Raw genomic sequence first — 24,166 nt, forward strand, 5'->3', positions numbered from 1 at the left:
CGAACGGGGCCCGCGGGGGCCCGGACGGCACGCGGAAGGGCCCGGCCCGCCCCCGTCGGAAAGGGGGCGGGCCGGGCCCTTCGCAGCGCCGCGCGGACTACCGGACGAACACGCCCGCCTGCCCCGCGAGGTCGAGGAAGTACTGCGGCGCGAGGCCCAGCACCAGCGTCACCGCCACCCCGACCGCGATCGTCGTCGTCGTCAGCGGCGAGGGCACCGCGACCGTCGGCCCCTCGGGCTTCGGCTCGCTGAAGAACATCAGCACGATGACCCGGATGTAGAAGAACGCGGCGATCGCCGACGCGATCACGCCGACCACCACCAGCGGCCCCGCGCCGCCCTCGGCCGCCGCCTTGAACACCGCGAACTTGCCCGTGAACCCGGAGGTCAGCGGGATGCCCGCGAAGGCCAGCAGGAACACCGCGAAGACCGCCGCCACCAGCGGCGACCGCCGCCCGAGCCCGGCCCACTTGGACAGGTGCGTCGCCTCGCCGCCCGCGTCGCGCACCAGCGTGACCACCGCGAACGCGCCGATCGTCACGAAGGAGTACGCGCCCAGGTAGAAGAGGACCGAGGAGATGCCGTCCGGGGTGGCCGCGATGACGCCCGCGAGGATGAAGCCCGCGTGCGCGACCGAGGAGTACGCCAGCAGGCGCTTGATGTCCGTCTGGGTGATCGCCACGACCGCGCCGCCGATCATGGTGACGATCGCGACGCCCCACATGACCGGCCGCCAGTCCCAGGTGAGGCCCGGCAGCACCACGTACAGCAGGCGCAGCAGCGCGCCGAACGCGGCGACCTTGGTCGCGGCGGCCATGAAGCCGGTGACCGGCGTCGGGGCGCCCTGGTAGACGTCCGGGGTCCACATGTGGAAGGGGACCGCGCCGACCTTGAAGAGCAGGCCGACGAGGATCATCGCGGCGCCCATCAGCAGCAGCACGTCGTTGCCCATGGTGTCGGCGAGCGCCGGGTCGATCTCCTGGACGGAGCCGTCGACGACCTGGGCGATCTTCCCGTACGAGACGGAGCCCGCGTAGCCGTACAGCAGGGCGATCCCGAAGAGCAGGAACGCCGAGGAGAACGCGCCGAGCAGGAAGTACTTCACCGCGGACTCCTGCGACATCAGCCGCTTGCGGCGGGCGAGCGCGCACAGGAGGTAGAGCGGGAGGGAGAAGACCTCCAGCGCGATGAAGAGCGTCAGCAGGTCGTTGGCGGCCGGGAAGACCAGCATGCCGGCGACCGCGAAGAGGGCCAGCGGGAACACCTCGGTGGTGGTGAACCCGGCCTTGACCGCCTCCTTCTCGGCGTCGCTGCCCGGCACGGCCGCGGCCTCGGCGACGAAGGAGTCGACCCGGCTGCCGTGCGCCTCCGGATCCAGCCTGCGCTCGGCGAAGGTGAAGACGGCGACGATCGACGCCAGCAGGATCGTGCCCTGGAGGAAGAGCGCGGGCCCGTCGACCGCGACGGCGCCCATCGCGGCGATCCTCGCCTTGGTGGTGCCGTACCCCCCGGCCGCGAGCGCGACCACGGCCGCGAAGGACGCGGCGAGCGCGACGACGGAGAGGAACAGCTGGGAGTGGTAGCGCGCCCTGCGCGGGACGAACGCCTCGACCAGGATGCCGAGGACGGCCGCGCCGACGACGATCAGGACCGGGGCGAGCTGGGCGTACTCGATGTCCGGCGCCGTGATCTTGTCCAGTGGCTCGGCTGCCGTCGTCCACAGGCCGTGGACAGCTGGTGCGCTCACTTGGCGGCCTCCACTTCGGGCTTCGGGTCCTTCTTGTCCAGGTCCTGGACCATGGTGTGGTTCACCGCCGGGTTGACGACGTCGGTCAGCGGCTTGGGGTAGACGCCCAGGAAGACCAGCAGCGCGATCAGCGGCACCACGACCGCCAGCTCACGCGCCTTGAGGTCGGGCATGCCCCGCACCTCGGCCTTGACCGGGCCCGTCATGGTGCGCTGGTAGAGCACCAGGACGTACAGCGCGGCGAGCACGATGCCGGAGGTCGCGACGATCCCGACCACCGGGTACGCGGCGAACGCGCCGACCAGGACCAGGAACTCGCTGACGAACGGGGCGAGTCCCGGCATCGACAGCGTGGCCAGCCCGCCGATCAGGAACGTCCCGGCGAGCACCGGGGCCACCTTCTGCACCCCGCCGTAGTCCGCGATGAGCCGCGAGCCGCGCCTGCTGATCAGGAACCCGGCGACCAGCATCAGCGCCGCCGTCGAGATCCCGTGGTTGACCATGTAGAGCGTGGCGCCCGACTGGCCCTGGCTGGTCATCGCGAAGATGCCGAGGACGATGAAGCCGAAGTGCGAGATCGAGGCGTACGCCACCAGGCGCTTGATGTCCCGCTGGCCGACCGCGAGCAGCGCCCCGTACACGATGCTGACCAGCGCGAGCGCCAGGATCACCGGCGTCGCCCACTCGCTCGCATTCGGGAAGAGCCCCAGGCAGAAGCGGAGCATCGCGAACGTGCCGACCTTGTCGACCACGGCCGTGATCAGTACGGCGACCGGGGCGGTCGACTCCCCCATCGCGTTGGGCAGCCAGGTGTGCAGCGGCCACAGCGGGGCCTTCACCGCGAAGGCGAAGAAGAAGCCGAGGAAGAGCCAGCGCTCGGTGCTGGTCGCCATCTCCGCGCCGCTGGCCTCGGCGAGCGAGAAGGTCCCCGTCACCACGTACAGCCCGATGACGGCGGCCAGCATGATGAGCCCGCCGACCAGGTTGTAGAGCAGGAACTTCACCGCCGCGTACGACCGCTGGGCCGCCGCGTTCTCGTCGGAGCCCGCGTGCGCCCGGTCCCCGAAGCCCCCGATGAGGAAGTACATCGGGATGAGCATGGCCTCGAAGAGGATGTAGAAGAGGAAGACGTCGGTGGCCTCGAAGGAGAGGATCACCATCGCCTCGACCATCAGGATCAGGGCGAAGAAGCCCTGCGTCGGGCGCCACCGGGAGTTCGACGTCTCCAGCGGGTCCGCGTCGTGCCACCCGGCGACGATCACGAACGGGATCAGCAGCGCGGTGAGCGCGATGAGCGCCACCCCGATGCCGTCGACGCCCAGTTCGTAGCGGACCCCGAAGTCCTTGATCCAGGCGTGCGACTCGGTCAGCTGGTAGCGGTCGCCGCCCGGCTCGAAGCGCAGGAAGACGGCCGCGGCGAGCACGAGCGTGCCCAGCGAGAAGAGCAGCGCCAGCCACTTGGCGGCGGTGCGCTGCGCCGCGGGGACCGCGGCGGTGACGATCGCACCGACCGCCGGGAGCGCCGCGGTCGCCGTAAGGAGCGGGAACGACATGGCAGTTACACCGCCCTCATCAGCAGGGTCGCGGCAATCAGCACCGCCGTACCTCCGAACATCGAGACCGCGTACGAGCGGACGTAGCCGTTCTGGAGCTTGCGCAGGCGGCCCGACGCGCCGCCGAAGGCCGCCGCCGTGCCGTTGACCACGCCGTCGACCAGGGAGTGGTCGACGTAGACCAGCGAGCGGGTGAGGTGCTCGCCGCCGCGCACCAGGACCACGTGGTTGAAGTCGTCCTGGAGCAGGTCGCGGCGGGCGGCCCGGGTGAGCAGCGAGCCGCGCGGGGCGGTGACCGGGACGGGGCGGCGGCCGTACTGGAGGTAGGCGATGCCCACGCCGACCACCATGACCGCGACCGTGGCGGCCGTGACCGCGCCCGCGCTGATCGGCGGGTGGCCGTGCTCGAAGTCCGTGACGGGCTTGAGCCAGTTGACGAACCGGTCGCCGATGGCGAAGACGCCGCCCGCGAAGACCGAGCCGAAGGCCAGCAGGACCATGGGGATCGTCATCGACTTGGGCGACTCGTGCGGATGCGGCGCGTTGCCCTGGGCGTCCGGCTGCCAGCGCTTCTCGCCGAAGAAGGTCATCAGCATCACGCGCGTCATGTAGAACGCGGTGATCGCGGCGCCCAGCAGGGCGCAGAGGCCGAGGATCCAGCCCTCCGTGCCGCCCTTGGCGAAGGCCGCCTCGATGATCTTGTCCTTGGAGAAGAAGCCGGAGAGGCCGGGGAAGCCGATGATGGCGAGGTAGCCGAGGCCGAAGGTGGCGAAGGTGACCGGCATGTGCTTCCTGAGGCCGCCGTACTTGCGCATGTCGACCTCGTCGTTCATGCCGTGCATGACCGATCCGGCGCCGAGGAAGAGCCCGGCCTTGAAGAAGCCGTGCGTCACCAGGTGCATGATCGCGAAGGCGTAGCCGATCGGGCCGAGGCCCGCGGCCAGCACCATGTACCCGATCTGGGACATCGTCGACCCGGCGAGCGCCTTCTTGATGTCGTCCTTGGCGCAACCGACGATCGCACCGAACAGCAGCGTGACCGTGCCGACGATCGTGACGACCAGCTGCGCGTCGGGCGCGGCGTTGAACACCTCGCCGGAGCGCACGATCAGGTAGACGCCCGCGGTGACCATGGTCGCCGCGTGGATCAGGGCCGAGACCGGGGTCGGGCCCTCCATCGCGTCGCCCAGCCAGGACTGAAGCGGCACCTGGGCCGACTTGCCGCAGGCCGCCAGCAGCAGCATCAGGCCGATCGCCGTCAGCTTGCCCTCGCTGGTCCGCTCGACCCCGCCGAGCACCGCGTCGAAGCTGAACGCCCCGAACGTGGTGAACATCAGCATGATCGCGATCGACAGGCCCATGTCGCCGACGCGGTTGACCAGGAACGCCTTCTTGGCGGCGGTCGCCGCGCTGGGCTTGTGCTGCCAGAAGCCGATGAGCAGGTACGAGGCGAGGCCCACGCCCTCCCAGCCGACGTACAGCAGCAGGTAGTTGTCGGCGAGGACCAGCAGCAGCATCGCCGCGAGGAACAGGTTGAGGTAGCCGAAGAAGCGGCGGCGCCGCTCGTCGTGCTCCATGTACCCGATCGAGTACACGTGGATCAGCGTGCCGACCCCGGTGATGAGGAGCACGAAGGTCATCGACAGCTGGTCCAGCTGGAAGGCGACGTCTGCCTGGAAGTCGTTCACCGGGATCCAGCTGAACAGGTGCTGGTGCAGCGCCCGTTCGCCGGGGTCCTTGCCCAGCATGTCCAGGAAGAGCACGGCGGCGACGCCGAAGGAGGCGGCGGCGAGCAGCGTGCCGAGCCAGTGGCCGACCCGGTCGAGCCCGCGGCCGCCGCACAGCAGGACGGCCGCTCCGAGCAGTGGCGCCGCGACGAGCAGCGCGATCATGTTCTCCACGATTCTTGCGACCCCTTACAGCTTCATCAGGCTGGCGTCGTCGACCGAGGCCGAGTGGCGGGAGCGGAAGAGCGACACGATGATCGCCAGTCCGACCACGACCTCCGCGGCGGCGACGACCATCGTGAAGAAGGCGATGATCTGTCCGTCGAGATTGCCGTGCATCCGGGAGAACGCGACGAAGGCGAGGTTGCAGGCGTTGAGCATCAGCTCGACGCACATGAAGACCACGATCGCGTTCCGCCTGATCAGCACCCCGGACGCGCCGATGGTGAACAACAGCGCCGCGAGATAGAGGTAGTTGACCGGATTCACTTCGCGATCTCCGAATCTTCCTGGTCACGGTCCCGGCCCAGCCGCTCCTCGGAGCGCTGCTCCAGCGCCTTGAGGTCGGCCAGGGCCTCGCCCGACACGTCGCGGATCTGCCCGCGCTGCCGCAGCGTCTGCATGACGGTGAGCTCGGACGGGGTGCCGTCCGGCAGCAGGCCCGGGATGTCGACGGCGTTGTGCCGGGCGTAGACGCCCGGGGCGGGCAGCGGCGGCAGGTGCTTGCCCTCGCGCACCCGCTTCGCGGCCAGCTCGCGCTGGGTCGCGGCCCGTTCGGTGCGCTCCCGGTGCGTGAGCACCATCGCGCCGACGGTCGCGGTGATCAGCAGCGCGCCGGTGATCTCGAAGGCGAAGACGTACGTCGTGAAGATCTCCCGGGCCAGGCCCTCGACGTTCCCGCCGTGCGCGGTGTTGGCCGCGCCCAGGCCGTTGAAGGTCTTCAGCGAGGCGTTGCCGATGCCCGCGATCAGGAGGATGCCGAAGCCGAGCCCGCACAGGACGGCGAGCCAGCGCTGGCCCTTGATGGTCTCCTGAAGCGAGTCGGCGGCGGTGACGCCGACCAGCATGACCACGAAGAGGAACAGCATCATGATCGCGCCGGTGTAGACGACGACCTGCACGATGCCGAGGAAGTACGCGCCGTTGGCGAGGTAGAAGACCGCCAGGACGATCATCGTCCCGGCGAGGCACAGCGCGCTGTGCACGGCCCTCTTCATCAGTACGGTGCACAGGGCGCCGATCACCGCGACCGTGCCGAGCACCCAGAACTGGACGGCCTCGCCGGTCGACGTGGTGGCAGCGGCGGCGGCCAGGGCGCTCACGCCTCCACCCCCTCGGCCGCCGCGGGCCGCTCGCCCTTGGAGAGCGCGACCTGCCGCTCGGTGCCGGGCGCCGCCTGCGTCACCAGGCCCTGGTAGTAGGCCGTCTCGTCCATGCCCGGATAGATGGCGTGCGGCGAGTCCACCATGCCTTCGGTCAGCCCGGCGAGCAGCTGCTCCTTGGTGTAGATCAGGTTCTCGCGGGAGGAGTCGGCCAGCTCGAACTCGTTGGTCATCGTGAGCGCCCTGGTCGGGCAGGCCTCGATGCACAGCCCGCACAGGATGCAGCGGGCGTAGTTGATCTGGTAGACCCGGCCGTACCGCTCGCCCGGCGAGTAGCGCTCCTCGTCGGTGTTGTCCGCGCCCTCGACGTAGATCGCGTCGGCCGGGCAGGCCCAGGCGCACAGCTCGCAGCCGACGCACTTCTCCAGGCCGTCCGGATGGCGGTTGAGCTGGTGCCTGCCGTGGAAGCGCGGCGCCGTGGTCTTCTGCTGCTCCGGATACTGCTCGGTCAGCCGCTTCTTGAACATGGCCTTGAAGGTCACGCCGAAGCCGGCGACGGGGTTCTGGAAGTCAGACACCGTCAACCTCCTTGTCGTCACTCTGAGTGTCCACGCCGCCGCTGGCGATCAGCTCGCGCTCCCGCCGCGGCCGTCGGCGCGGAACCGGCGGCAGGGTCTGCCCCGGCAGCGGCGGCACGGGGAAGCCGCCCGCCATCGGGTCGAACGCGGGCACCGACTTCTCGGCCTCGGCCTGCTCGGCCTTCGCCCTCCGGTCGCGGAAGACGTCGACCACGAAGGAGACCAGCAGGATCGCGATGACGGCCCCGCCCACGTACAGCAGGATCTGGGAGAAGTCCTTGCCCTCGTTCCTGAGCGCGCGCACGGAGGCGACGAGCATCAGCCAGACCACCGAGACCGGGATCAGGACCTTCCAGCCGAGCTTCATCAGCTGGTCGTAGCGGACGCGGGGCAGCGTGCCGCGCAGCCAGATGAAGAAGAAGAGGAGCAGCTGGACCTTGATGACGAACCAGAGCATCGGCCACCAGCCGTGGTTCGCGCCCTCCCAGAAGGAGGAGATGGGGTACGGGGCCCGCCAGCCGCCCAGGAAGAGCGTCACCGACACGGCCGAGACCGTCACCATGTTCACGTACTCGGCGAGCATGAACATCGCGAACTTGATGGAGGAGTACTCGGTGTTGAAGCCGCCGACCAGGTCGCCCTCGGACTCCGGCATGTCGAACGGGGCCCGGTTGGTCTCGCCGACCATCGTGACGACGTAGATGATGAACGAGACCGGCAGCAGGATCACGAACCACCGGTCCGCCTGCGCCTCCACGATCGCCGACGTCGACATCGACCCGGAGTAGAGGAACACCGAGGCGAAGGCCGCGCCCATGGCGATCTCGTACGAGATCATCTGCGCGCACGAGCGCAGACCGCCCAGCAGCGGGTACGTCGACCCGGACGACCAGCCGGCCAGCACGATGCCGTAGATGCCGACCGAGGCGACCGCGAGGACGTAGAGCATCGCGATCGGCAGGTCGGTGAGCTGCATCGCGGTGCGGTGGCCGAAGATCGAGACCTGGTTGTCGGCCGGGCCGAAGGGGATCACCGCGATCGCCATGAACGCCGGGATGGCCGCGACGATCGGGGCCAGGACGTAGACGACCTTGTCCGCCCGCTTGACGATGATGTCTTCCTTCAGCATCAGCTTGACGCCGTCGGCGAGCGACTGGAGCAGGCCCCAGGGGCCGTTCCTGTTCGGGCCGATGCGCAGCTGCATCCAGGCGACGACCTTGCGCTCCCACACGATGGAGAGCAGCACGGTCACCATCAGGAAGGCGAAGCAGAACACCGCCTTGATGCCGACCAGCCACCACGGGTCCCGTCCGAACATGGACAGGTCCTCGGCAGCAAGGAACTGGTACGTCATCCCTCCACCTCCGTGATCTCGGCGGTCGCCGGGGCGATCCGGACCAGTTCGCCCGGCCGGGCGCCGAGGTCCGAAGGGACGCCGCCGCCTGTCGAGTTGAGCGGCAGCCACACCACCCGGTCGGGCATCTCGCTCACCTGGAGCGGCAGCCGTACGGTGCCGTGCGGACCGCTGACGGCGAGCGCGTCGCCGTCCTTGACGCCGGTCTCCGCCGCCGTGGTGGCCGACAGCCGGGCGACCGCCGCGTGCCGGGTCCCGGCCAGCGCCTCGTCGCCCTCCTGGAGCCGCCCCCGGTCGAGCAGGAGCCGGTGGCCCGCCAGTACGGCCTCGCCCTCGGCGGGCCTGGGCAGCGGACGGGCGGTGGCCAGCGCGTCGGTGGCGTGCGGTCCGTCCCAGCCGCCGAGCCGGTCCAGTTCGCGCCGCGCCGACTTCAGGTCGGGCAGCGCCAGGTGCGCGTCCATCGCGTCGGCGAGCATGTGCAGCACGCGCGCGTCGCCCGGGGCGAGCCGCCGCGTCATCTGCTCGGGCTTCAGCGCGGCCTCGAACATCCGGGCCCTGCCCTCCCAGTTGAGGAAGGTGCCGGGCTTCTCGGCGACCGCCGCGACCGGGAACACCACGTCCGCGTGGTCGGTGACCTCGCTGGGCCGCAGTTCGAGCGAGACCACGAACGCGACCTCGGCGAGCGCCTCGCGCGCCCGCGCCGGGTCCGGCAGGTCAGCGACCTCGACGCCCGCGACGAGCAGCGCGCGCAGCTCGCCGCCCGCGGCCGCCTCCACGATCTGGCCGGTGTCGCGGCCGTAGCGGTGCGGCAGTTGTGCGACGCCCCAGGCGGCGGCCACCTCCTCGCGTGCGCGCGGATCCGTGGCGGGCCGCCCGCCCGGCAGCAGCGAGGGCAGCGCGCCCGCCTCCACCGCGCCGCGCTCGCCGGCCCTGCGCGGCACCCACACCAGCCGGGCGCCGGTCGCGGACGCGAGGCGCACCGCGGCGGTGAACCCGCCGGGCACCGTCGCCAGCCGCTCGCCGACGACGATCACGCTGCCGTCGCCGCGCAGCGCCTCGGCCGCCGACGCGCCCTCCCCTTCGAGGCCGACGCCGCCCGCGAGCGCGTCCAGCCACTCGGTCTCGGTGCCGGGCGCGGCCGGCAGCAGCACGCCGCCCGCCTTGGCCAGGCCCCGCGTCGCGTGCGTGGCGAGCGAGAACGTCCGCTGGCCGTGCTTGCGGTGGGCCTTGCGCAGCCGCAGGAAGACGCCGGGCGCCTCCTCCTCGGCCTCGAACCCGACGAGCAGCACGGCGGGCGCCGCTTCGAGCGCGGTGTGCGTGACCCCGCTGCCGTCCAGGTCCCGGCCGCGCCCTGCGACGCGGGCGGCCAGGAAGTCGGCCTCCTCGCTGCTGTGCGCGCGGGCCCTGAAGTCGATGTCGTTGGTGTCCAGGGCGACCCGGGCGAACTTGCTGTACGCGTAGGCGTCCTCGACGGTCAGCCGGCCGCCCGCCAGGACCCCGGTCCGCCCGCGCACCAGTCCGCGCGCCGCGGCTTCGAGCGCCTCGGGCCACGAGGCGGGCTCCAGCTCGCCGTCCGCGTTCCGCACCAGCGGGGTGGTGAACCGGTCGCGCTGTTGCGCGTACCGGAAGCCGAAGCGGCCCTTGTCGCAGATCCACTCCTCGTTGACCTCGGGCTCGTCGGCCGCGAGCCGCCGCATGACCTTGCCGCGCCGGTGGTCGGTGCGGGTCGCGCAGCCGCCCGCGCAGTGCTCGCACACGCTGGGCGTGGACACCAGGTCGAAGGGGCGGGAGCGGAACCGGTACGCCGCCGAGGTCAGCGCGCCCACCGGGCAGATCTGGATGGTGTTTCCGGAGAAGTACGACTCGAAGGGGTCGCCCTCGCCGGTGCCGACCTGCTGGAGCGCGCCGCGCTCGATCAGCTCGATCATCGGGTCGCCCGCGACCTGGTTGGAGAAGCGGGTGCAGCGGGCGCAGAGCACGCACCGCTCGCGGTCGAGCAGCACCTGGGTGGAGATCGGCACGGGCTTCTCGTACGTCCGCTTCCTGCCCTCGAAGCGGGAGTCGGACTGGCCGTGCGACATGGCCTGGTTCTGCAGCGGGCACTCGCCGCCCTTGTCGCAGACCGGGCAGTCCAGCGGGTGGTTGATCAGCAGCAGCTCCATGACCCCCTGCTGCGCCTTCTCGGCGACCGGGGAGGAGAGCTGCGACTTGACCACCATGCCGTCGGTGCAGGTGATGGTGCAGGAGGCCATCGGCTTGCGCTGGCCCTCGACCTCGACGATGCACTGCCGACAGGCGCCGGCCGGGTCGAGGAGGGGGTGGTCGCAGAAGCGCGGGATCTCGATGCCGAGCTGTTCGGCGGCGCGGATGACGAGCGTGCCCTTGGGGACGCTGATCTCGATGCCGTCGATCGTCAGCGTGACGAGATCCTCCGGCGGTACTGCGGCGCTGCCGCCTCCGGCGGGGTTCGACGTGGTGACAGTCATGAGGTCACCTCCATGTGCTGGTCGGCCCACACCGTGGACTTCGCCGGGTCGAAGGGGCAGCGCCCGCCGGTGATGTGCTGCTCGTACTCCGCGCGGAAGTACTGGAGCGAGGAGAAGATGGGGGACGCGGCGCCGTCGCCGAGCGCGCAGAACGACTTGCCGTTGATGTTGTCGGCGATGTCGTTCAGCTTGTCGAGGTCCTCCAGCGCGCCCTTGCCCGCCTCGATGTCGCGCAGCAACTGCACCAGCCAGTAGGTCCCTTCGCGGCAGGGCGTGCACTTGCCGCAGGACTCGTGGGCGTAGAACTCGGTCCACCGCGTGACGGCCCGCACCACGCAGGTCGTCTCGTCGAAGCACTGGAGCGCCTTGGTGCCGAGCATCGACCCGGCGGCGCCCACGCCCTCGTAGTCGAGGGGCACGTCGAGGTGCTCGTCGGTGAACATCGGGGTCGAGGAGCCGCCCGGGGTCCAGAACTTGAGGCGGTGGCCGGGCCGCATGCCGCCGCTCATGTCGAGGAGCTGGCGCAGCGTGATGCCCAGCGGGGCCTCGAACTGGCCCGGGTTGGCGACGTGGCCGCTGAGCGAGTAGAGCGTGAAGCCGGGGGACTTCTCGCTGCCCATCGACTTGAACCAGTCCTTGCCCCGGTTGAGGATCGCGGGAACCGAGGCGATGGATTCGACGTTGTTCACCACAGTGGGACAGGCGTAGAGACCGGCCACGGCCGGGAAGGGGGGACGCAGCCTGGGTTGCCCGCGACGCCCTTCGAGCGAGTCCAGCAGCGCGGTCTCCTCGCCGCAGATGTACGCGCCGGCGCCCGCGTGCACGGTGAGTTCGAGGTCGAGTCCGCTGCCGAGGACGTTCGTGCCGAGGTATCCGGCGGCGTACGCCTCGCGCACCGCTTCGTGCAGCCTGCGCAGGACGGGGACGACCTCGCCGCGCAGGTAGATGAAGGCGTGGTTCGAGCGGATCGCGTAGCAGGCGATCACGATGCCTTCGATGAGGCTGTGCGGATTGGCGAAGAGGAGCGGGATGTCCTTGCAGGTGCCGGGCTCCGACTCGTCGGCGTTGACGACGAGGTAGTGCGGCTTGCCGTCGCCCTGCGGGATGAACTGCCACTTCATGCCGGTGGGGAAGCCCGCGCCGCCGCGCCCGCGCAGGCCCGAGTCCTTCACGTACGCGATGAGGTCGTCGGGCGACATGGCGAGCGCCTTGCGCAGCCCCTCGTACCCGTCGTGGCGGCGGTAGGTGTCCAGCGTCCAGGAGTCCGGCTGGTCCCAGAAGGCGGAGAGCACGGGCGCCAGCAGCTTCTCGGGGCTGGTGCCGTTCTCGTTGAGCTCGGTGGCCAAGGTCATCACTCCCCCTCCTCGGTGGCCGGCTGGTCCCGGACGGCCTCGCCGCGCGGGTGGACCACGCGGGGCAGCGGCGACTCGCCCTTGGCGAGGCGCAGTCCGACGAGCGAGGCGGGGCCCGCGCCGCCGGTCGCGTCGACGGCGCCCGGCCGCTCGTCGGGGAAGCCCGCCAGGATGCGGGCGGTCTCCTTGTACGTACAGAGGGGAGCGCCGCGGGTGGGCTCGACGGGACGGCCCGCCCGGAGGTCGTCGACCAGCTTCTTCGCCGACTCGGGCGTCTGGTTGTCGAAGAACTCCCAGTTGACCATCACGACGGGGGCGAAGTCGCAGGCCGCGTTGCACTCGATGTGCTCCAGCGTGACCCTGCCGTCCTCGGTGGTCTCGTTGTTGCCGACGCCCAGGTGCTCCTTCAGCTCCTCGAAGATGGCGTCGCCGCCCATGACCGCGCAGAGCGTGTTGGTGCAGACGCCGACCTGGTAGTCGCCGGACGGCTTGCGGCGGTACATCGAGTAGAAGGTGGCGACGGCGGTGACCTCGGCCGTGGTCAGGCCGAGCACGTCCGCGCAGAACCGCATGCCCGTACGGGAGACGTACCCCTCCTCGGACTGCACGAGGTGCAGCAGCGGGAGCAGGGCGCTGCGGCTGCCCGGGTAGCGGTCGACGATCTCCTCCGCGTCCGCCGCCAGGCGGGCGCGCACGTCGTCCGGGTAGTCCGGGGCGGGCAGTTGGGGCATCCCGAGCTGGATGTCCGTCATCGGTCGACGCCTCCCATCACGGGGTCGAGGGACGCGACGGCGACGATGACGTCGGCCACCTGGCCGCCCTCGCACATCGCCGCCATGGACTGGAGGTTGGTGAAGGACGGGTCGCGGAAGTGGACCCGGTAGGGGCGGGTGCCCCCGTCGGAGACCATGTGCACGCCGAACTCGCCCTTGGGGGACTCGACGGCCGCGTAGACCTGCCCGGCCGGGACCCGGAAGCCCTCGGTCACCAGCTTGAAGTGGTGGATCAGGGCCTCCATGGAGGTGCCCATGATGTTCTTGATGTGGTCGAGGGAGTTGCCGAGTCCGTCCGGGCCGAGCGCGAGCTGCGCGGGCCAGGCGATCTTCTTGTCCCCGACCATGACCGGCCCCGGCTCCAGCCGGTCCAGGCACTGCTCGACGATGCGCAGCGACTGGTGCATCTCCTCGACGCGGATCAGGAAGCGGCCGTACGCGTCGCAGGTGTCCGTGGTCGGCACGTCGAACTCGTAGTTCTCGTAGCCGCAGTACGGGTCGGTGCGGCGCAGGTCGTGCGGGAGCCCGGCCGAGCGGAGGACGGGTCCGGTGGCGCCGAGCGCCATGCAGCCGGTGAGGTCGAGGTGGCCGATGCCCTGCATGCGGGCCTTGAAGATGGGGTTGCCGGTGGCGAGCTTGTCGTACTCCGGCAGGTTCTTCCGCAGGGTCTTGAGCATCTCGCGCAGCTGGTCGACGGCGCCGGGCGGCAGGTCCTGGGCCAGGCCGCCGGGGCGGACGTACGCGTGGTTCATGCGCAGTCCGGTGATCAGCTCGTAGGCGTCGAGGATGTACTCGCGGTCGCGGAAGCCGTACACCATGACGGTGGTCGCGCCGAGTTCCATGCCGCCGGTGGCGATGCACACCAGGTGCGAGGTGAGCCGGTTGAGCTCCATCAGCATGACGCGCACGACGTTGGCCCGGTCCGGGATGTCGTCCTCGATGCCGAGCAGCTTCTCCACGGCCAGGCAGTACGCCGTCTCGTTGAAGAACGGCGTCAGGTAGTCCATGCGCGTGGCGAAGGTGGTGCCCTGCGTCCAGGTGCGGAACTCGGTGTTCTTCTCGATGCCGGTGTGCAGGTACCCGATGCCGCAGCGGGCCTCGGTGACCGTCTCGCCGTCGATCTCCAGGATGAGCCGGAGCACTCCGTGCGTGGAGGGGTGCTGGGGGCCCATGTTGACGACGATGCGCTCGTCGTCGGCGCGGGCCGCCTGCTCGACGATCTCGTCCCAGTCGCCGCCGGTGACCGTGTACACGGTCCCTTCGGTGGTCTCCCGGGCAGATGCGTGTGACGTGCTCATCAGCTGTACGACCTCCGCTGGTCGGGAGCCGGGATCTGGGCGCCCTTGTACTCGACGGCGATCCCGCCGAGCGGGTAGTCCTTGCGCTGCGGATGGCCCTGCCAGTCGTCCGGCATCATGATCCGGGTGAGGGCGGGGTGACCGTCGAAGATCAGGCCGAAGAAGTCGTACGCCTCGCGCTCGTGCCAGTCGTTGGTCGGGTAGACCTCGACCAACGAGGGGACGTGCGGATCGGCGTCGGGGGCACTGACTTCGAGCCGGATCAGCCGTCCGTGGGTGAGCGAGCGCAGGTGGTAGACCGCGTGCAGCTCGCGTCCCTTGTCGTGCGGGTAGTGGACCCCGCTGACTCCGGTGCAGAGCTCGAAGCGCAGCGCCGGGTCGTCGCGCAGGGTGCGGGCGACGCGCGGCAGGTGCTCGCGGGCGATGTGGAAGGTCAGCTCGCCGCGGTCGACGACCGTCTTCTCGATGGCGTTCCCGGGGAGCAGGTCCTGCTCTTCGAGGGCCCCTTCGAGCTCGTCGGCGACCTCGTCGAACCAGCCGCCGTACGGGCGGGTGGCCTCGCCCGGCAGGCGTACGGAGCGGACCAGGCCGCCGTAGCCGGAGGTGTCGCCGCCGTTGTCGGCGCCGAACATGCCGCGCTGGACGCGGATCTCCTCGCCGCCGTCGCCGCGCGGCGCGGGCACCGCGCCGCCGTTGAGGTGCTCGTCGCTCATCGCAGCAGCCCCTTCATCTCGATGAGGGGGAGCGACTTGAGCGCGGCCTCCTCCGCCTCTCGGGCCGCTTCCTCGGCGTTCACGCCGAGCTTGGACGTCTGGATCTTCTCGTGGAGCTTGAGGATCGCGTCCATCAGCATCTCGGGGCGGGGCGGACAGCCCGGCAGGTAGATGTCGACCGGAACGATGTGGTCGACGCCCTGGACGATCGCGTAGTTGTTGAACATCCCGCCCGACGAGGCGCAGACGCCCATGGAGATGACCCACTTGGGGTTGGGCATCTGGTCGTACACCTGCCGCACGACGGGCGCCATCTTCTGGCTCACCCGTCCCGCCACCACCATGAGGTCCGCCTGGCGCGGCGAACCGCGGAAGACCTCCATGCCGAAGCGCGCCAGGTCGTACCGGCCTGCGCCGGTCGTCATCATCTCGATGGCGCAGCAGGCGAGGCCGAAGGTGGCGGGGAAGACGGATGCTTTCCGCACCCACCCCGCCGCCTGTTCGACGGTGGTAAGCAGAAAGCCGCTCGGCAGCTTCTCTTCGAGTCCCATAGGTGTGCCCCTCCGCCCCTCAGTCCCATTCCAGGCCGCCGCGGCGCCACACGTATGCGTAGGCGACGAAGACGGTGAGCACGAAGAGCAGCATCTCCACGAGCCCGAAAAGCCCCAAGCTGTCGAAGGTGACGGCCCAGGGGTAGAGGAAGACGATCTCGATGTCGAAGACGATGAAGAGCATCGCCGTCAGGTAGTACTTGATGGGGAAGCGACCGCCGCCCGCTGGTGTGGGAGTGGGTTCGATACCGCACTCGTACGCCTCGAGCTTGGCCCGGTTGTAGCGCTTGGGGCCGATCAGCGTCGCCATCACCACGGAGAAGATCGCGAAGCCTGCCGCGAGAGCGCCGAGCACAAGGATGGGCGCGTAGGCATTCACGCCTCTCGCTCCTTCCAGTCGTCCTTGACCGTTGGACCGCACCGGGCTCTCCTGTCACGCCGCCTCGCGAAGATCGCGTACATGTGAGGCAGTTCACAAGCCCGACTGCCCCGCATCCTATGCCCGCCGTCCTGTGATCTGCGACACGGGGTGCGCCAACTAGTTTGTGATCTCTGCCACCTGACGAAGGATCATGAAGTCGGATGAGCGGTGATCTACGTACGCGAAGCGGTTGAGTGATCACTACTCGTGACATCAACGCCCGTAACCGCCGGTAGGAGGCCTGTCGCACTATCAAGAGGTGGTGGGTGCAGGCAAATTGGCGATGGACGTGGACCGGTGATAAAGGATCACAACTCACTCGGCCGGGGGAGATCCGGGGACCCGGGTGGACACGTGCGCGCGTTCACGAGCTCCGGAGCCCTCCCCGGAGCCGCCGGGCGTTATCGGGATGTGACCTGCACCACAGGCCCACGGGTGGCCCGAAAGCGGGCTTGGCCATCGGCGTGAAGCAGTGGTAAGCGTCGGGCAATTCGGACGAATCATGGAAACACCGTGATCACGGCCCTGATCATGCATGCCCGAATTGCCCGTTAGGGCGTCAATAAAGGCGCCGGACAAGTGGATTCACAGCTTCCGGCCGTAACTGTGGCGCACGACACGTTTCTTGAAAGGAACGGTCGGGCCCTGATAGCGGTTGTCCCATGTCCCACACCGCTCACATACCCAGCCACCGGAAGCCCCGCCGCAGCGCGTCGAAAATCGCGCTCCGTGCCGGAGTTGCCGGTGGCGTCCTCAGCACCATCGCGGTGGCCGGTGCTGCCGGGCCGGCGAATGCCGAGCCGGTGACCGAGACCATCGAGATGCCGACCCTGACCACGGACCTGAACACCGCCGCGGTCGAGTCTGCGAACGCCACCCAGCAGCTTGCCGTGCAGTTCGAGGCGCAGGCCCAGCAGGAGGCCGCCGCCGAGAGCGCGGCCAAGGCCGCGAAGAAGGCCAAGGCCGAGGCGGACCGCAAGGCCGAGGCGAAGAAGAAGGCCGAGGCGAAGGCCAAGGCGGAGCGCGAGGCCCAGGAGCGCGCGGCGCGCGACGCCCGGCGTACCACGCTCGCCTCGACCTCCGCCGCCTCCGGGTCGGACTCCGGCTCCTCGTCCGACGAGGGCTCCGGCTCGTCGTCGGACCGGGGCTCCTCCTCGAACGCCACCGGCTCCGCCGCCGCGGTCATCGCGTTCGCGCGCGCCCAGATCGGCGACGCGTACGTGATGGGTGCGACCGGGCCCAACGCGTGGGACTGCTCCAGCCTGGTGCAGGCGGCGTACCGCTCCATCAACGTGTCCCTGGACCGCACCTCGCAGCCGCAGTCGGCCGGCGGCACCGCGGTCTCGCTGGACAACCTCCAGCCGGGCGACGTCCTGTACTGGGGCGGGCGCGGCTCCGCGTACCACGTCGCGATCTACTCGGGCGGCGGCAAGTTCATCGGCGCGCAGAACTCCGGGACCGGGGTCGTCGAGAAGTCCCTGGACTGGGACCCGCCGACGGGCGCGGTGCGCTACCTCTGACGCGCGAATCCTCAAGGGCCGTTACGCCGGAGTCCGGTGTGACGGCCCTTCGCCGTACCGCTTTGCGGGCGGGCCCGCTCCGGTTTCGCGGTGATCTGCGGCGCGTGCCCCCTTGCTCGCGCGGTTCCCCGCGCCCCCAACGGGGCGCCCCTACCCGCGCGGCGCGCGGAACGCGTCGATCAGGCGGGCGTAGCTGTCGCCGCCGTGGCCCGCCTCCGCCGCCCCCCGCATCAGCGCCAGGTGCAGTTCGGGCAGCCGGTTGTCCACGCCCCGGGCCCGCGCCGCGTGCAGCAGGTGGCCGATCGCCGCCACCTGCACGTCGATCGTCGCGTCGTCCCCCGGGTACTCGCCCGCGTCGATCTGCTCCGCGTACCCCGTGATGAACCAGGACACCGTCCGCAGCCAGCGGTTGGCGAGCGCCGCGAAGTCCTTCGCCGCCACACCGTCCGCACCGGTCAGCGCCGTCCCGTGCAACCACCCGCCGAACACCGACCACATCAGCCCCAGCAGACCGGAGTCGTAGAGCGAGGCGAGCCCCGCGTCCGGGCCGAGGTCGACCGGGTCGCCGAGCACCGCGAGCACGTCCCGGTGCGCGGCCAGCGCCTCGGGCGCCCCGCTGTAGAGGATCATGTTCGCGCTGTCGCCGACCCCGGGCGGCGTCGTCATCACGGCCCCGTCGAGGTACGCGATCCCCCGCTCCCCCGCCCACCCGGCCTCCTCGCGCGCCTGCTCGGGCGAGCCGCTGGTGAGGTTGACCAGCACCTTGCCGCGCAGCGCTTCGGCGACGGGCGCCAGCAACTCCCGTACGGCCGCGTAGTCCAGGACGCACACCACCACGACGTCGCCCGCGGCGACCGCCTCCGCCACGCTCGCGGCGCGGACCGCGCCCCTGGCGACGAGCGGCCCGGCCTTCTCGGGCGTGCGGTTCCAGACGGTGACGCGGTGCCCGGCCGTCAGGAAGGCCCCGGCGAGCGCGGCGCCCATCTGCCCCAGCCCGATGACGGTGACGGTGACGTTGGGCGGGACGTTCTGCTGAGCACTCATGACCGGTAACTCCCCTTTTGATGCGGTTCTTCGTACGAGATCCACACTCGCAGCCACGGAAAGCGGCCGACAGTGGCAGGACTGACGGCATGCGCAAAATTCCTGCCGTAGGGTCGGCCCATGAGCAAGGGAAACCCGGGAACCGTCGCCCTGGCCGTCGTCCCCGACCCGGCCGTCGGACTGACCATGTGGGAGATGTACGAGATCTCCATCGCCTGCGCGGTGTTCGGCATCCCCCAGCCGGAGCTCTCCGACACCTGGTACGAACTACGCATCTGCGGCGAACCCGGCACCGGCCCCCTCGCCGTGCGCCCCGACCACGGACTCGAAGGGCTCGTCGGGGCCGACACCGTCATCGTGCCCTCGGTGCCCGACTCCGTGGTGGAGGGCACCGCCGAGGTCTCCCCCGAGCTGATCGGGGCCCTGCGCGCCGCCGCCGCGTCCGGCGCCCGCATGGTCTCGCTGTGCACCGGCGCCTTCGCGCTCGCCGCCGCCGGACTCCTCGACGGCCGCCGGGCCACCGCGCACTGGCAGCACAGCGCGCAGCTCTTCGCGCGCCACCCCGAGGTGGTCGTCGACGACTCGGTGCTCTACACCGACGAGGGCTCCGTGCTCACCAGCGCCGGGGCGACCGCCGCCCTCGACCTCTGCCTCCACCTGGTGCGCCGCGACCTCGGCGCGACCGTCGCCAACCAGCTCGCCCGCCGCCTGGTCGTACAGGCCCACCGCACCGGCGGCCAGGCGCAGTTCATCGAGGCACCGGTGCCCGCGCGGGAGGACGACGGCCTCGCGCCCGTCCTCCAGTGGGCCGTCGAGCGGCTGGCGGACCCGCTGACCGTGGAGGACCTGGCGCGCCGCGCGCGGGTCAGCCCCCGCACCTTCCACCGCCGCCTCCAGGAGGCGACCGGCACGACCCCGCTGAAGTGGCTGCTCCAGCAGCGCATCGCCCTCGCGCAGAGCCTGCTGGAATCCACCGACCTGCCCGTCGAGCAGGTCGGCGCGCGCAGCGGGCTCGGCACGGCGGCCAACCTGCGCCGCCACTTCACCCGGTCGGTGGGGGTGTCCCCCACCGACTACCGCCGCACGTTCGGGCCGCGGGCCCTCACGCCTTCGGGGCCACCTTCGAGAGGCCGTTGATGATGCGGTCCATCGCGTCGCCGCCCGTCGGGTCGGTGAGGTTGGCCAGCATCTTCAGCGTGAACTTCATCAGCAGCGGATGCGTCAGGCCGCGCTGCGTCGCGATCTTCATGACCTGCGGCTGGCCGATGAGCTTCACGAAGGCGCGGCCCAGCGTGTAGTAGCCGCCGTAGGTGTCCTTGAGGACCTTCGGGTAGTGCTGGAGGGCGCGCTCGCGCTGCTCGGGCGTGATGCGGGCGTGCGCCTGCACGATGACGTCCGCCGCGATCTGCCCCGACTCCATGGCGTACGCGATGCCCTCGCCGTTGAACGGGTTGACCAGCCCGCCCGCGTCGCCGACCAGCAGCAGCCCGCGCGTGTAGTGCGGCTGCCGGTTGAAGGCCATCGGCAGCGCGGCGCCCCTGATCGGGCCCGTCATGTTCTCGGGGACGTAGCCCCAGTCCTCCGGCATGGACGCGCACCACGCCTTCAGCACCTCGCGCCAGTCCAGCTCCTTGAACGCCTTCGAGGAGTTGAGGATGCCCAGGCCGACGTTGGACGTGCCGTCGCCCATGCCGAAGATCCAGCCGTAGCCGGGCAGCAGCCGGTCCTGCGGGCCGCGCCTGTCCCACAGCTCAAGCCAGGACTCCAGGTAGTCGTCTTCGTGCCGGGGCGAGGTGAAGTACGTCCGCACGGCCACGCCCATCGGGCGGTCCTCGCGGCGGTGCAGGCCCATCGCGAGCGACAGCCGCGTGGAGTTGCCGTCCGCCGCGACGACGAGCGGGGCGTGGAAGGTGACCGGGGTCTTCTCCTCGCCGAGCTTCGCCTCGACGCCGGTGATGCGGCCCGTGCGGTCGTCGACGATCGGCGCGCCGACGTTGCACCGCTCGTACAGCCGGGCGCCCGCCTTCTGCGCCTGACGGGCCAGCTGCTCGTCGAAGTCGTCGCGCTTGCGGACCAGTCCGTAGTCCGGGTAGGAGGCGAGATCCGGCCAGTCGAGCTGGAGCCGCACGCCGCCGCCGATGATCCGCAGGCCCTTGTTCCGGAGCCAGCCGGCCTCTTCCGAGATGTCGATGCCCATCGCGACGAGCTGCTTGGTCGCGCGCGGGGTGAGACCGTCGCCGCAGACCTTCTCGCGCGGGAAGGCGGTCTTCTCCAGGAGCAGGACGTCCAGGCCCGCCTTGGCCAGGTAGTAGGCGGTCGTCGAGCCGGCGGGGCCCGCCCCGACGACGATCACATCCGCGGAGTGCTCGGAGAGGGGCTCGGTCACGGTCGGATCTCCCGAAGACTCGAATTCGCGTGCCGCGCGGCACATGTCCCATGCAGTCTAGGGGTGCGTAATTGATCGACTACCGAAGGGCTCCCCATGAACAGGCCGCTTCCAGCCGTGCAGCTCCGGGTTCCGACGGAGGAGGACGCGTACGCCTGGCACCGGGCCTTCGACCACCCGGACGTCATGGAGTTCCACGGCGGGAAGCCCGCGGAGGTCTCGGTGTACGAGGAGTTGACGGCGCGCCAGCGCAAGCACGACGCGGAGCGCGGCTTCTGTCTGTGGACGATGCTCGACGAGGACGGCGAGGTGATCGGGTTCACCGGCGCGCAGCCCTGGCCGCACGCCGGGTTCGGGCCCGTGGGCCAGATAGAGATCGGGTGGCGGCTGGCGCGGTCCGCGTGGGGCAAGGGGTACGCGACGGCGGCCGCCCTGGCCACGCTGGAGCGGGTGCGGGCGGCGGGGGTGGGGCGGGTGTACGCGATGGTCAACGCGCGCAACGTCCGCTCGATCGCGGTGATCGAGCGGTTGGGGATGGAGTTGACCGAGACGTTCGTGACGCCCCAGTCGCGGCAGCAGGGGCGGTGCTACGCCCTGGACCTGGCGGGGTGAGCCTCCGGGGGCGGCGCGGGGCGGGCGGTTGACCTGCGGGCCGGTGGTGGCTTGCCCGCGCAGTTCCCCGCGCCCCTTTGGGGGCGCGGGGAACTGCGCGAGGGTGGGGCACGTGCCGCACGTACCCACCCGGGCGACGGGACCCCTACTTCACGCGGAACGTGTCGATCGCCGAGGCGAAGACCACGTCCTTCGACGCGTCCCAGGACTCCGCGCGCCCCGCGAACAGGATCGCGTACTCCGTCCCGTCCTCCGCCACGAACGCCTGGTCGATCACGTGGTTCCGCAACGTCCCCTCCCCGGGCTCGGGGATGTGGGTGAACTCCCAGACCGCGCCCGGCCGCCCCCGGTACTCGTTGGGCTCCAGCCGCAGCCGCAGGTACTGCCGGTCCGTCTTCTTCCGCGCCGTGGCCTCCAGCTCCAGGAAGTTCTCGTACGAGGACTTCGCCGCGTTCTCGATGATGCCGACCTGGAGGTACTCCCCTCCCGTGGGCGCCTCGTAGAAGATCTGGCTGCCCTTCTGGCTCCGCGTCCAGCCGTCCATCACGGCGACCTTGAACCCCGCCGGGTCGTCCCTGAGCGTGAACCCGTCGGGCACCTCGTCGGACGCCGCCGCGCCCGGCTCCGGCTCCGCCTCCGGGCTCGCCTGGGGCTCCCCCGACGCCTGGTCCGACGCGTCCTCCGCCGAGCCGTCCGTCGGGCCGTCCGGCGAACCCTCCGCCGACGCGGACGGGGACGCGGGGGCCGAGGGGGACGCGGGCGGCCTGCCGTCGTCCTTCGCGTCCGACGACCCGTCCTTCTGGAGCAGCAGCACCCCCGCCGTCGCCCCGCCCCCGATGAGACACGCCACGGCGAGCGTCCCCGCCCACACCGCGACCCGGCGCCGCCGCGCGGCGGGCACCGCCCCGGCGGTAGCGGTCCCGGGCGCGGCCGGCACCGTCCCGGGGCCGTACCCGAAAGCACCCGGCGCGGCCGGTCCGACGGGCGCGGCGGCAGCCACCTCCGTGTGCCCGGGGCCCACGGGCGGCGCGTCCGCGGGCGGCGCGGGCACGGCAGCCGCCTCCGCCCGCCCGGCCGCGACCGGCGGAACCAGGGGCGCGGCGGGCACAGCGGACGCCCCCGGCACGGCGGACCCCGTGGGCGGGGCCTCCGGCGCGGCGGACGCACCGGCGGCCGCGGGCGGCACCCCGGGCATCACCGGCGCCCCGTACCCCCCGTATCCGGCGGCCCCCGCCGCCCCCGCCCCCGCCGCCGCGTACGGCGGCAGGCCGAGCGCCGAGCGGCCCGACATCCGCAGCGCGACCGGCCCCGCCACCACCGCTCCCGCCACCCACAGCAGCCCGAACAGCAGCGCGTCCGGCACGCTCGACGCGACCTCCAGCGTGCGCCGCGAGCCGCCCCACGCGCTGGGGTCGCCCTCGGTGATCTCCGCCGAGAACCCGCCCACGGCGAGCAGCAGCAGGTAGAGCCCCAGGAAGAAGACCGCCGCCAGCAGCTGCCCGCCCCGGTCCGCCGACCGGCGCGCGGTGAGCACGCCCACGATCAGCGCGCAGACCGCGCCCAGCGCCAGCGCGCCCACGACCGCGCCGCTGTTGACCCCGTCCGCCAGCTCGGACAGCCCGAACGAGTCGCGCTCGGAGCCGCTGAGGAGGCCGCCGGTGCCCCGGACGTCGTACTCGACGGGCACGCCCCAACCGAGTCCGAGCGCCGCGAGCCCGATGTTGGGCAGCAGCGGCAGCGCGTAGAGCAGCTCCTTGCCGTGCACGCCGTCGATGTTGGCGTACGCGACGAAGCCGACGAGCGAGGCGAGCGCGAGCACCAGGCCGAGCGCCCGCAGCGCGGTGCCCAGCGCCCGTACGGCCGACGCGGCCCCCGGCCTGGCCGCCAGCCGGTGGGCGAGGGTCTCGCGCTGGAGGACGCCGCCGGTGACCGCGAAGGAGAGCACCAGCGCCCCGAGCGCGGCGAGCGGCGGCGCGGAGGAGACCTCGACCTCGCGCACCTGCGGCTGGCCGAAGAGCCCGAGGACCAGGACGCCGCCGGTGACGAGCACCGAGAGGCGCACCGCCGCTTCGAGCCCTCCGCCGCGCAGCATCCGCGCGCTCAGCAGCAGCGCGCCGATCCACAGCGCGGTCACGGTCAGCGGCACGACCGACAGGTCGAAGCCGCCGCTGTCGCCGCCGCTTTCGGAGGCCGAGACCTCCAGGTCGCCGCCGACGCCCTGGAGCAGCAGGGCGAGCGCGACGCGCAGCCGGTCGGCCCAGCCGACGACGACGTCGTCGCCCTGCCCGTACGTGGGGATCGCGAGGGCGACGGCGGCGGCGACCAGCAGGCCGAGCGGCCAGAGCGCGGCCCTGGCGGCGGTGGCCCAGTCGCCGCGGAAGGCGCGGCCGAGGAAGGCGCCGAGGACGGTGGGTCCCGGCGCGTACCCCGGTGGCGGCGGTACGAGGGGCGGGGCGCCGGGCGGCGGGGGCGGGCCGCCCGCAGGAGCCGCGGGAGCCGCTGGCGGCGGGGGCGGCGCGGGCGGTGTGACGGGCTGTTCCCGCCCGCACTTCATGCAGAAACGGGCGTCCTCCGGGCCCTGGATTCCGCAGTGCGGGCAGAAAGAAGCCATGTGACACCCCGTGAGACAGAGACTGGAAGAGCCCGAAGCATAAGCTCCGCATAAGTTCCGCTGATAACAACGGACTCATCTTGCCCGCTCGCCGGTTCCCGTCAACCGGGGTGCGTCC

The 24,166-nt window shown here is 71.3% G+C and carries 20 protein-coding genes; 3 read left to right on the forward strand and 17 right to left on the reverse strand.

Annotation, left to right across the window (positions count from 1 at the left end; genetic code table 11):
* Positions 1-97: 97 nt before the first annotated feature.
* Genes nuoN through ACIBNE_RS22680 form a run of 14 tightly spaced genes read right to left on the reverse strand, consistent with a single transcriptional unit; the run spans position 98 to position 15,833 of the window.
* Positions 98-1,747 (reverse strand): NADH-quinone oxidoreductase subunit NuoN, encoded by a 1,650-nt coding sequence (gene nuoN, locus ACIBNE_RS22615; protein WP_399274165.1) that lies wholly within the window; start codon positions 1,745-1,747, stop codon positions 98-100.
* Positions 1,744-3,300, reverse strand: a complete 1,557-nt coding sequence (locus tag ACIBNE_RS22620) for an NADH-quinone oxidoreductase subunit M (protein ID WP_399274167.1) — start codon at positions 3,298-3,300, stop codon at positions 1,744-1,746. The genes nuoN and ACIBNE_RS22620 overlap by 4 nt, the downstream gene beginning before the upstream one ends.
* 5 nt (positions 3,301-3,305) lie before the next feature.
* Positions 3,306-5,201 carry an NADH-quinone oxidoreductase subunit L gene (gene nuoL, locus ACIBNE_RS22625; RefSeq protein ID WP_399274169.1) on the reverse strand — a complete coding sequence of 632 codons (1,896 nt, stop codon included), beginning with the start codon at positions 5,199-5,201 and terminating at the stop codon, positions 3,306-3,308.
* A gap of 15 nt (positions 5,202-5,216) precedes the next feature.
* On the reverse strand, positions 5,217-5,516 hold the full coding sequence (gene nuoK, locus ACIBNE_RS22630; RefSeq protein WP_307539564.1) for an NADH-quinone oxidoreductase subunit NuoK: 300 nt from the start codon (positions 5,514-5,516) through the stop codon (positions 5,217-5,219).
* A complete protein-coding gene (locus ACIBNE_RS22635; protein WP_399274171.1) occupies positions 5,513-6,349 on the reverse strand; it encodes an NADH-quinone oxidoreductase subunit J in 837 nt (278 codons plus the stop codon). Before ACIBNE_RS22635 ends, nuoK begins: the two co-directional genes overlap by 4 nt.
* Complete coding sequence (nuoI, locus tag ACIBNE_RS22640; RefSeq protein ID WP_399274173.1) at positions 6,346-6,927, reverse strand: NADH-quinone oxidoreductase subunit NuoI; 582 nt, start codon at positions 6,925-6,927, stop codon at positions 6,346-6,348. The genes ACIBNE_RS22635 and nuoI overlap by 4 nt, the downstream gene beginning before the upstream one ends.
* A complete protein-coding gene (nuoH, locus tag ACIBNE_RS22645) occupies positions 6,920-8,281 on the reverse strand; it encodes an NADH-quinone oxidoreductase subunit NuoH (RefSeq protein ID WP_399274175.1) in 1,362 nt (453 codons plus the stop codon). Before nuoH ends, nuoI begins: the two co-directional genes overlap by 8 nt.
* Positions 8,278-10,767 (reverse strand): NADH-quinone oxidoreductase subunit G, encoded by a 2,490-nt coding sequence (locus ACIBNE_RS22650; RefSeq protein WP_399274177.1) that lies wholly within the window; start codon positions 10,765-10,767, stop codon positions 8,278-8,280. The genes nuoH and ACIBNE_RS22650 overlap by 4 nt, the downstream gene beginning before the upstream one ends.
* The gene (gene nuoF, locus ACIBNE_RS22655; RefSeq protein ID WP_399274179.1) at positions 10,764-12,119 is read right to left on the reverse strand and encodes an NADH-quinone oxidoreductase subunit NuoF; all 1,356 of its coding nucleotides are present in this window, start codon (positions 12,117-12,119) and stop codon (positions 10,764-10,766) included. Before nuoF ends, ACIBNE_RS22650 begins: the two co-directional genes overlap by 4 nt.
* Complete coding sequence (nuoE, locus tag ACIBNE_RS22660; protein WP_399274181.1) at positions 12,119-12,871, reverse strand: NADH-quinone oxidoreductase subunit NuoE; 753 nt, start codon at positions 12,869-12,871, stop codon at positions 12,119-12,121. The genes nuoF and nuoE overlap by 1 nt, the downstream gene beginning before the upstream one ends.
* Complete coding sequence (locus ACIBNE_RS22665; protein ID WP_399274183.1) at positions 12,868-14,190, reverse strand: NADH-quinone oxidoreductase subunit D; 1,323 nt, start codon at positions 14,188-14,190, stop codon at positions 12,868-12,870. The genes nuoE and ACIBNE_RS22665 overlap by 4 nt, the downstream gene beginning before the upstream one ends.
* A complete protein-coding gene (locus tag ACIBNE_RS22670) occupies positions 14,190-14,903 on the reverse strand; it encodes an NADH-quinone oxidoreductase subunit C (RefSeq protein ID WP_399274185.1) in 714 nt (237 codons plus the stop codon). Before ACIBNE_RS22670 ends, ACIBNE_RS22665 begins: the two co-directional genes overlap by 1 nt.
* Positions 14,900-15,454: a NuoB/complex I 20 kDa subunit family protein gene (locus tag ACIBNE_RS22675; RefSeq protein ID WP_399274187.1), complete on the reverse strand. Its 555-nt coding sequence runs from the start codon at positions 15,452-15,454 to the stop codon at positions 14,900-14,902. The genes ACIBNE_RS22670 and ACIBNE_RS22675 overlap by 4 nt, the downstream gene beginning before the upstream one ends.
* A 19-nt stretch (positions 15,455-15,473) precedes the next feature.
* On the reverse strand, positions 15,474-15,833 hold the full coding sequence (locus ACIBNE_RS22680) for an NADH-quinone oxidoreductase subunit A (protein WP_399274189.1): 360 nt from the start codon (positions 15,831-15,833) through the stop codon (positions 15,474-15,476).
* A gap of 704 nt (positions 15,834-16,537) precedes the next feature.
* Here ACIBNE_RS22680 and ACIBNE_RS22685 point away from each other — a divergent pair.
* Positions 16,538-17,395, forward strand: coding sequence for a C40 family peptidase (locus tag ACIBNE_RS22685; protein ID WP_399274191.1), 858 nt, complete (start codon positions 16,538-16,540; stop codon positions 17,393-17,395).
* Positions 17,396-17,545: 150 nt separating this feature from the next.
* On the opposite strand, the gene ACIBNE_RS22690 is transcribed toward ACIBNE_RS22685, so the two are convergent.
* Complete coding sequence (locus tag ACIBNE_RS22690; RefSeq protein WP_399274193.1) at positions 17,546-18,439, reverse strand: NAD(P)-dependent oxidoreductase; 894 nt, start codon at positions 18,437-18,439, stop codon at positions 17,546-17,548.
* 120 nt (positions 18,440-18,559) lie between these two features.
* Between ACIBNE_RS22690 and ACIBNE_RS22695 the strand changes: the two genes are divergently transcribed.
* Positions 18,560-19,576, forward strand: a complete 1,017-nt coding sequence (locus ACIBNE_RS22695) for a helix-turn-helix domain-containing protein (RefSeq protein ID WP_399274194.1) — start codon at positions 18,560-18,562, stop codon at positions 19,574-19,576.
* Here the strand turns inward: ACIBNE_RS22695 and ACIBNE_RS22700 are convergent.
* Positions 19,542-20,825 carry a geranylgeranyl reductase family protein gene (locus ACIBNE_RS22700; protein ID WP_399274196.1) on the reverse strand — a complete coding sequence of 428 codons (1,284 nt, stop codon included), beginning with the start codon at positions 20,823-20,825 and terminating at the stop codon, positions 19,542-19,544. The genes ACIBNE_RS22695 and ACIBNE_RS22700 overlap by 35 nt on opposite strands.
* 96 nt (positions 20,826-20,921) lie before the next feature.
* Between ACIBNE_RS22700 and ACIBNE_RS22705 the strand changes: the two genes are divergently transcribed.
* Complete coding sequence (locus tag ACIBNE_RS22705; protein WP_399274198.1) at positions 20,922-21,437, forward strand: GNAT family N-acetyltransferase; 516 nt, start codon at positions 20,922-20,924, stop codon at positions 21,435-21,437.
* A gap of 145 nt (positions 21,438-21,582) precedes the next feature.
* Here ACIBNE_RS22705 and ACIBNE_RS22710 read toward each other — a convergent pair whose 3' ends face one another.
* Complete coding sequence (locus ACIBNE_RS22710) at positions 21,583-24,048, reverse strand: zinc-ribbon domain-containing protein (protein ID WP_399274200.1); 2,466 nt, start codon at positions 24,046-24,048, stop codon at positions 21,583-21,585.
* Positions 24,049-24,166: the final 118 nt, after the last annotated feature.

This window comes from Streptomyces sp. NPDC050504, assembly GCF_044458065.1.
GTDB lineage: Bacteria > Actinomycetota > Actinomycetes > Streptomycetales > Streptomycetaceae > Streptomyces.